We start from the raw sequence: 8,188 nt of genomic DNA, 5'->3' as shown, positions 1-8,188 counted from the left end.
ATAAGAATTGTCATATCTGAATTCTTACCAAAAAAGAGTTATTTTTTACCAGAAACACAAACTATTTTACACTACCTTTCTTTTTTTTGCTCCAAAGGAAAGTAAACCATTTTGTTCTTCATAAATGAGAAGCATCTTTATAGCGCTGTTCCATATCATCGGTAAGTTTGCGGATGCGTTCCTTGATCTTCTGAATTTTAGGCGGCATATCCTCCAGGGGCATATTGTCATGAACAGCGGTGGTACCTGCCTCTAAAGCTGTCTCATAAAGCCAGGTTTTGTATTTCAATACATCCAGTGCATCCTGCAATTCCGTGATCTGTTCCTCCACCGATTCTCTCTGATCCCGGATGATCTTCAGGCGCTGTGCTATGGTAGCATCTCCTTCATCGCAGAGTACAGTGAATTCCCGGATCTGTTTAATGGACATCCCGGATCGTTTCAGGGATGCAATAATAAACAGACGTTCAAAGTCAGATTCCTTAAAAATACGATTTCCATTTTGGTCACGTTCAACAAATGTCAGCAACCCTTCCTTTCCATAAAAGCGAATCGTATGCGGCGATAAATTCAGACGCTTCGCTACTTCGCAGACAGTATAATACATACACATTTCTCCTATAAAAATGCAATTATTAAGAGATACTCTCTTGACTGAGAGTATACTCTAAGGTCTATGATATTGTCAATAAGTAAGGAGGAGCTATCAATGAAAAAATCAAAGATTTCAATTATATCAGCGCTTTTATTATTTTCTATGGCGAGCGGCAGCATTACGGTCGCAGCATCTGATTTATCTGATGAATTGTCGTTAGGACAGGATGAGGTTGTTTCTTCTGGTGTGGAAGAAGGCGGGAATGATTTCGAATACGAAATTGGAGATATTATTCTTGCCGATGGTTCTATAGTAAAAGAGACGGACTTAACGGCTGTGGACAGCAGCAATACCCCCATAGCCATTATTGCGGGCTTTCGGGAAGATGGAACAGCTTTCGGTGTAGGGGTTCACAGAAGCGACATACCTTTACAATGGGCAGCGGATGCTTCTGCCGGATACGCAGCCAAATTCACGGATACTGTTTGTACGCAGAAGTCTGATCAAACCTTTTCAGGAGATAAAGACGGCAGCGATAACTGGGATGCGATTTGCTCTCAGGATAGAGAAGCTGAGGAGAATGACGAAGAAAATTATCCTGCATTTCATTTTGTGAACACCTATGCAGAGAGCTATGATTTAGCCGGCGATTTTGCTTCCGGATGGTATATGCCGAGCATAGCTGAACTGTGTGATATATATCAAAATCGTGAGGCAATAAACAATTCGCTGGGACATATATACAGACTTGACGATCAGGCGGCAATGGACGGGCTGGACACAAATTGGTACTGGTCATCGTCCCAGGCGGATTCTGAGGATGATTATGCGTGGTTTGTACATTATTTTAACGGTTATGCCGGCGAATGTCCGAAAAACTTTACGAATGTGCATGCATTAGCTGTCCGGGCATTTTAGGGAGGCTGTCTATGGTCTTTAGCAGTTTACTTTTTCTGTTCCGCTTTTTGCCTGCAGTGCTGCTTGTTTACTACGCAGTACCTCATCGCCTTCGCAATCTTGTACTTCTGGTATTCAGCCTTGGATTTTATGCCTGGGGCGAGCCGGTTTACATCCTTTTGATGCTTGTATCGATTCTGGTTTCTTACACAGGAGGCATATTTGTAGATTGGTTTCGGAGAACGGGAAATAGGAGAGGGGCGAAAGCGGCACTGGCAGTTTCCTCTGCTATCAGCCTGTTGCTGCTTGGCTTTTTTAAATATGCTGATTTTGTGATTGAGACAGCCAACGGTTTATCTGGTGCAGACATTAATATGCTGCATCTGGCCCTGCCTATCGGCATTTCCTTTTATACGTTTCAAACTATGTCCTACACCATTGACCTGTACCGCGGGGAGGCGGAGGTTCAAAAAAACATTATCTCCTTCGGCACTTATGTGACAATGTTTCCACAACTTATTGCAGGACCCATCGTTCAGTATAAAACCATAGATACGCAGCTTCGCATGCGCAAAGAATCCATGGAGCAGTTTGCAGACGGCGTGGATGGGGCTTGCAGCCTATACTTTCCAGATTTATTTTGATTTTTCTGCGTATTCTGATATGGCAATCGGTCTGGGATATATGTTTGGCTTTCGGTTCCCGGAAAATTTCAACTACCCGTATATATCGAAAAGCATCACAGAGTTTTGGCGGAGATGGCATATTTCCCTTGGCACATGGTTTCGGGAATATGTGTACATTCCTCTGGGAGGAAACAGGGTAAACAAGGGGCGGCATATCCGAAACATTTTAATTGTCTGGCTGCTGACCGGAATCTGGCATGGAGCAAGCTGGAATTTTCTTATATGGGGCGCTTATTACGGCATTTTGCTGCTTGCAGAGAAGTTTATTTTCGGAAGATATCTGGAAAAGCTGCCTGGGACATTTCGGCATATATATTGCATGCTTTTTGTCATGCTTGGCTGGAGCTTGTTTGTGTTTGAAAATATGGGACAGACCATGGGATTTCTGAGATCACTGTTTGGCATTTATGGTCAGGGAGTTTTGAACAGGGAAACCATGTACCTGCTGTATAACAATGCGATATTACTGATCCTGTGCGTTTTGGGAAGCACGGAGCTTCCTAAGCATATTGCAGGATGGTTTTTGGCAAAGCTGGAAGACAAAGTGTTTATGCAGACAGCAGCTATAAACGCATTTTATATAGGTATATTCCTTCTGTCTGTGGCATGGCTTGTAGATGCGTCTTTCAATCCGTTTCTGTATTTTAGATTCTGATAAGGCCGGAGGTGATTGGAAAATGGATTTGAAGAAGAAAAGATGGCAGCCACGTGTCACGGTTATAGTATTCGGCCTATTGATATTCGGATTTACGGCGGCAACAATCGTAAAGCCCTCAACAGGATTCTCAGAAACAGAGAACCGGGTTTTGAACGGGAAGCCGGAGTTAAAAACAGAAACTTTATTGAACGGTGATTTTGAAGCAGATTATGAGGAATATCTGACGGACCAATTTGTTTGGAGGAACCAGTGGATCACACTCAAAACTTCTGTGGAGCGGCTGCTTCTGAAAAGGGAGAGTAAGGATATTTATTTTGGAGCAGATGGTTATCTGATTGAAAAGCACACCGGATCCTTTGACACACAGATGGCGGAACGCAATATAGAAGCGCTTGCAGAGTTTGCGCGCCAGTATGGGGAGCAGTTGGGAAGAAAGCATGTGACTGTAATGATCGTGCCGAATGCGGTGGATATCCTACAGGATAAGCTGCCTCCGCTGGCTGATTCCGGCTGCGGGACCGCTTATCTGGAACAGATCGCAGAAGGCTTGCCGGAAGAAGTCTGGTTTGATGCGGCTACAGTTCTGCGGAAGCATACGGATGAAGAATTATATTACCGGACGGATCACCATTGGAAAACGCTTGCTGCCTTTTATGTATATCAGGCGTGGGCGGAGAAACAGGGGTATTCCATACCGGAGCTTACAGACTATGAGATTCAAACGGTAACAGACCAGTTTGAGGGGACAGTGCAGTCAAAGCTGGGGATTCAAACAGCAGGAGATACCATTGAATTGTTTGTTCCGAGAGATGGTACTGCGTATACTGTGTATAAGCAAAGTACGGGAGAGACAGAAAAAAGTCTTTATGACTATGCCGCACTGGATACGAAAGACAAATATGCCGTTTATTTTGGCGGAAACGAACCCTTCCTGCAAATCAGCACAAAAGCGGAAAACGGGCGCAAAATCCTGGTGATCAAGGATTCTTATGCGAACTGTTTTATCCCGTTTATGCTGAGCGAATTTAAGGAGATCGATGTTGTTGATTTAAGATACACCAACCGGAGCTTAAGCCAGATGATCGAGGAAGGAAAATATACAGATTTGTTGATTTTATATAACGCTTCCGGATTTGCGGAGGACATGAGTATTACAAAACTTAAAAACTAGGAGGTTCCCATGAAAAAAGTATTAGGTTTCATTTTCACTTTTGGACTTTTATTGTCTCTTGTGAGCTGTTCTTCGCTGCAGGCTTCGGAAGCGGATACAGCGCCTGATGATATTGCGCAAGCCATTATGTCAAGCCAACAGGAGCTTCCGGCGCTGATGAAGATTGCCTCGGGGGATAAGGATTTTACTACGTGGGTGTCTGATTACTATTTATTGCAGGAGGAAGAGGTGTCAGACGGAGTGATCTTATATGCCGATGGTGTGGAAGCCAGTGAAATAGCTGTGCTGCTGATGAAAGATGAAAAGGACTGCAAGGCAGCAGAGGAGGCTTTGGATGAATACATCGAGAATCGGGCAGGAGTTTTTGAAGGCTATGCACCGCAGCAGGCGGCAATGGTAAAAGATGGGATTGTCGCAAAAGAGGGCAGATATATAGCCATGATGATCTGCCCGGAGCCGCAAAAGGCGAAAGAGGCATTTGTGGAGGCGATATCGAATTCTTACAATGAGCAGGCGGTTTTACAGGCATGGAGTTCAGGGGATGATTCAGATTTGTCGGAAATCAACCGCAGTATTTTGGAAGCGGCAAGAGAGGTAATTGATTCGGAGATTGACGACAGCATGAGCGACTATGAGAAGGAGCTTGCTATTCACGATTTTATTACAGGATGGTCAAGGTTTGACTACAGTATTTTCGGACGTTCCGGTGGAGATGGATTTGCAGACGGAAGCGACACGCCTTATGGCGTCCTGATCGATCAGTCGGCTATGTGTCATGGATATTCATCCACCTTCCAATTATTTATGGATATGCTGGATATTGAGTGCATGACTGTGTTTGGGATACCAAGCAGCAGCGGAGTGGAACACTCATGGAATATGGTAAAGCTGGACGGAGAATGGTATTGTGTGGATTGTGCGTGGGACGATCCAATAGGAGGGAGTCCCGGCCATACGTATTTCAATGTGACCAGTGACTATCTGCGAAGCGGAAGCATACATCGATGGGACGAAGCTTCTGTCCCGGAAGCGACCGGTACGGCCTATGCCTATGGCAAACACTGATAAATAGACCTTTCGAGAAAGGAAGCAGAGTAATGTGCAGAATTTTAGATAAGATTAATAGTCCGAAGGACCTGAAAGATTTATCTGGAAATGAGCTTGTCCAGTTGTGCGGTGAAATCCGTGAGCAGCTGCTTCTGCGTTTAAGTACAACAGGCGGTCATGTAGGTTCTAATCTGGCAGTTATTGAGGCTACGGTAGCGCTGCACTATGTTTTCGATTCTCCCACGGATAAAATCATCTTTGACGTGTCACACCAATGTTACACACATAAGATGCTGACGGGGCGGAAAGACGCTTATACTGATCCTGAAAAATTTGGATCAGTCAGCGGTTTTACAAACCCAGCGGAAAGTGAACATGATATTTTTTCTGTGGGGCATACTTCTTCTGCCATCAGTCTTGCCTGTGGGCTGGCGAAGGGAAGGGATGTGAAAGGCGAAACAAGCAATGTGATCGCAGTTGTGGGTGACGGCGCACTAAGCGGCGGAGAGGCCTTTGAGGGACTGAATAATGCTGCAGCACTTGGGAGTAATATAATTCTTATAGTGAATGACAATGATATGAGCATTGCAGAGAATCACGGTGGATTGTACCAGAATCTGAAATTATTACGGGAAACGAAGGGGAAGGCTGCCTGCAACTTTTTTCAGGCGCTGGGCTTTGAGTATTTCTTTGTCAGTGATGGCAACGATTTTTATGAAATTGCAGATGTGCTGAAAAAAGCAAAGGATACAGACCATCCAATCGTGATCCACATGTGTACGGTAAAAGGAAAAGGCTATCAATTCGCAGAAGAGGACAAAGAACACTGGCACTATATGAATCCGTTTCACAGAGATACGGGGAAATTGCGGCAGGAGGCTGTGCCTGCGGAAACTTATGAGGGGCTGACCGCTGAATTTTTGGCGAACAAAATGAGAAAGGATCCTGCGGTCACTGCAATTACCGCAGGAACACCAAAGGTATTAGGTTTTGAGCAGGAATTAAGGAATCAATTTCCGAAACAGTTTGTGGATGTGGGAATTGCGGAAGGCCATGCAGTGGCAATGATTTCCGGTATTGCAAAGGCAGGAGGAAAGCCGGTATTTGGAGTCAGCAGCTCCTTTTTGCAGAGAGCTTACGATCAGCTTTCTTCTGACCTGGCTCTGAATTGCAGCCCGGCAGTCATTCTTGTATTTTTTGCCGGAATCGCTCAGGGCAGTCAGACGCATATGGGGGTTTTTGATATTGCACTTGCTGCGAATATTCCCAATATTATTTATCTTGCTCCAACCTGCAAAGAAGAATATCTCAGTATGCTGGAATGGGGATTGGATCAGACAGAGCATCCGGTTGTGATCCGGGTGCCGGGTATTGAGACGGTATCCAGGAATGGAGCTTTGCTGTCTGAGTATTGTCATCCCGCTAAATATGAGATTATAGAGCATGGAACAACAGTGGCAATCCTGGCGCTTGGAAAATTCCTGGGTCTTGGCGAACAGGTAAGAAAAAAATTAGAGACAGACCATGGAATTCATGCAACCCTTATCAATCCCCGTTATGTCTCCGCTGTGGATGAAATAATGTTGAAAGCATTGACCAAATATGGGCATCGGCTGGTTGTGACGTTGGAGGACGGGGTGATTGACGGCGGTTTCGGTGAAAAAATTGCGGCATTTTATGGAAACTCACCCATGAAGGTATTGAACTTTGGAGCAAAAAAAGAATTTGTCAACCACGTAACGTTGGAAGAACAATATTTCAGATATCGGTTGACTCCGGAGCAGATCATTTCAGATATTTTGAATGAAATCTGAACCGCTGCCGGAAGGGGCTGTCTTCGTTTCTTTATATAAAAATGAAGACAGCCTCGGTTTCTATCTTGTTTTTTCTAAATCTGCAGATTTCTTTGTTCTGCTGTACAATTCGGAAGAATTTTTGCCAAGCTTTACACAGCAGCACATATGCAAGGCATCTATCAGAAAAATCTGGCCAATAAGAAGCGGCATATCAATGTTCATAAATAAATGTGCATTTCTGGAAGTGGTAAACAGGCTGATATCTGAAATCTGAGACAATGGTGAAACAGCATAATCGCATAAAGAAATGATGCAGGCACCATTTTCCTTGGCAGTTTGTGCGCAGTTTAAAATATTGGCAGACCGCCCGGAAGAAGACACAGCAAAAAGCACATCTCCTTTTTTTAACAGAGAAGCATGCATATTAAAAAGGGTAGTATCTTCATCGTAGCTGCAGGAAATTCCTATTCTGAAAAGGCGGCTGTAGGCATATCGGGCAGTGATACCGGAAGAACCTGTCCCGACAACACAAACCTTTTTGGCGGAGATGATTTTATTTGCCGCCAAATCTACAGAATCTGTGTTTATGATATTGCTGCTGTCTTCAAGAACCTTTGAAGACAGGTTATAAACGTTTTCACATATTTCTTTCGTAGAGGTGTCCTGGGAAAAACTGATTACATCTACAAAGTCCAGAGAATTCGTCACCAGAGTGTCCTGGTATAAATATCGTTTTAGCTCTTTAAAACCACTGTAACCGATTCGATTGATAAGACGGTTGATAGTTGCATAGCTGCAGCCTGATTTTACTGCAAGTTCGTTTAAAGTAGAGGACAGTACGTCCTGCGGGTATTGCAGAATATACTCCGCAATACGATGCTCGGCTGGTTTTAAAGTATCCAGTACGGCTTGTAATCTTAAAATGCAGCTATTGGAAGGGTTAGATGTATCAATTTTCATGGATATACTCCTTTCCTGAGTTTTGCGATAAAAAAATCTTAAGTTCAATATAAAATATGATATAAAAAATGTCAATATTTTGCTGAAAACTAATATTTAGATATATATTGTATCTTTTAAACGGGTTTTGGTACGTTTTGGTACGTTGATTTTGGATGTCTTAAGTTGTCTTAAGTTTTCGATTTTTGTCGAAAAAAGTGCTTGACAGCCAGATTGGTTTGTGGTAAATTGATCTGGCTGTCGGAAATAATTGCTTCTGAAATGCTGAAAAATAAATGAAATTTCAGAAAATAAAAATTAGCTGTTGACAAATGACTGAATACATGATAAAGTAAACAGGCTGTCGAACAGAACGGCAGGAACACCACAGAAAACAAC

8 protein-coding genes are annotated in these 8,188 nt (G+C 43.6%); 6 read left to right on the top strand and 2 right to left on the bottom strand.

What is annotated here, in order from left to right:
• Positions 1 to 118 precede the first annotated feature (118 nt).
• A complete protein-coding gene (locus tag ACESZH_RS23255) occupies positions 119 to 607 on the bottom strand; it encodes a MerR family transcriptional regulator (protein ID WP_373219446.1) in 489 nt (162 codons plus the stop codon).
• A gap of 102 nt (positions 608 to 709) precedes the next feature.
• On the opposite strand from ACESZH_RS23255, the gene ACESZH_RS23250 reads away from it, so the two are divergent.
• The 6 genes from ACESZH_RS23250 to ACESZH_RS23225 are packed head-to-tail and all read left to right on the top strand — an operon-like array spanning position 710 to position 6,868.
• Positions 710 to 1,513 (top strand): hypothetical protein, encoded by an 804-nt coding sequence (locus ACESZH_RS23250; protein WP_373219444.1) that lies wholly within the window; start codon positions 710 to 712, stop codon positions 1,511 to 1,513.
• A gap of 11 nt (positions 1,514 to 1,524) precedes the next feature.
• Entirely contained in the window at positions 1,525 to 2,136 is a 612-nt protein-coding gene (locus ACESZH_RS23245; protein WP_373219442.1) for a hypothetical protein, read from the top strand.
• Positions 2,084 to 2,833, top strand: coding sequence for an MBOAT family protein (locus ACESZH_RS23240; protein WP_373219440.1), 750 nt, complete (start codon positions 2,084 to 2,086; stop codon positions 2,831 to 2,833). The genes ACESZH_RS23245 and ACESZH_RS23240 overlap by 53 nt, the downstream gene beginning before the upstream one ends.
• Positions 2,834 to 2,855: 22 nt before the next feature.
• Positions 2,856 to 4,007, top strand: a complete 1,152-nt coding sequence (locus ACESZH_RS23235) for a DHHW family protein (protein WP_373219438.1) — start codon at positions 2,856 to 2,858, stop codon at positions 4,005 to 4,007.
• Positions 4,008 to 4,016: 9 nt separating this feature from the next.
• Entirely contained in the window at positions 4,017 to 5,072 is a 1,056-nt protein-coding gene (locus tag ACESZH_RS23230; protein ID WP_373219437.1) for a DUF4358 domain-containing protein, read from the top strand.
• A 32-nt stretch (positions 5,073 to 5,104) separates the two neighbouring features.
• Positions 5,105 to 6,868, top strand: coding sequence for a 1-deoxy-D-xylulose-5-phosphate synthase (locus tag ACESZH_RS23225; protein ID WP_373219435.1), 1,764 nt, complete (start codon positions 5,105 to 5,107; stop codon positions 6,866 to 6,868).
• A 60-nt stretch (positions 6,869 to 6,928) separates the two neighbouring features.
• Here the strand turns inward: ACESZH_RS23225 and ACESZH_RS23220 are convergent, their stop codons facing one another.
• Positions 6,929 to 7,810: a MurR/RpiR family transcriptional regulator gene (locus ACESZH_RS23220; RefSeq protein ID WP_373219433.1), complete on the bottom strand. Its 882-nt coding sequence runs from the start codon at positions 7,808 to 7,810 to the stop codon at positions 6,929 to 6,931.
• Between the last annotated feature and the right edge of the window lie 378 nt (positions 7,811 to 8,188).

The organism is Ruminococcus sp. 5_1_39BFAA (genome assembly GCF_964240875.1).
GTDB lineage: Bacteria > Bacillota > Clostridia > Lachnospirales > Lachnospiraceae > Blautia_A.
Note: the sequence above shows the minus strand (reverse complement) of the source record. Positions and strands in the feature narration are given on the sequence as shown.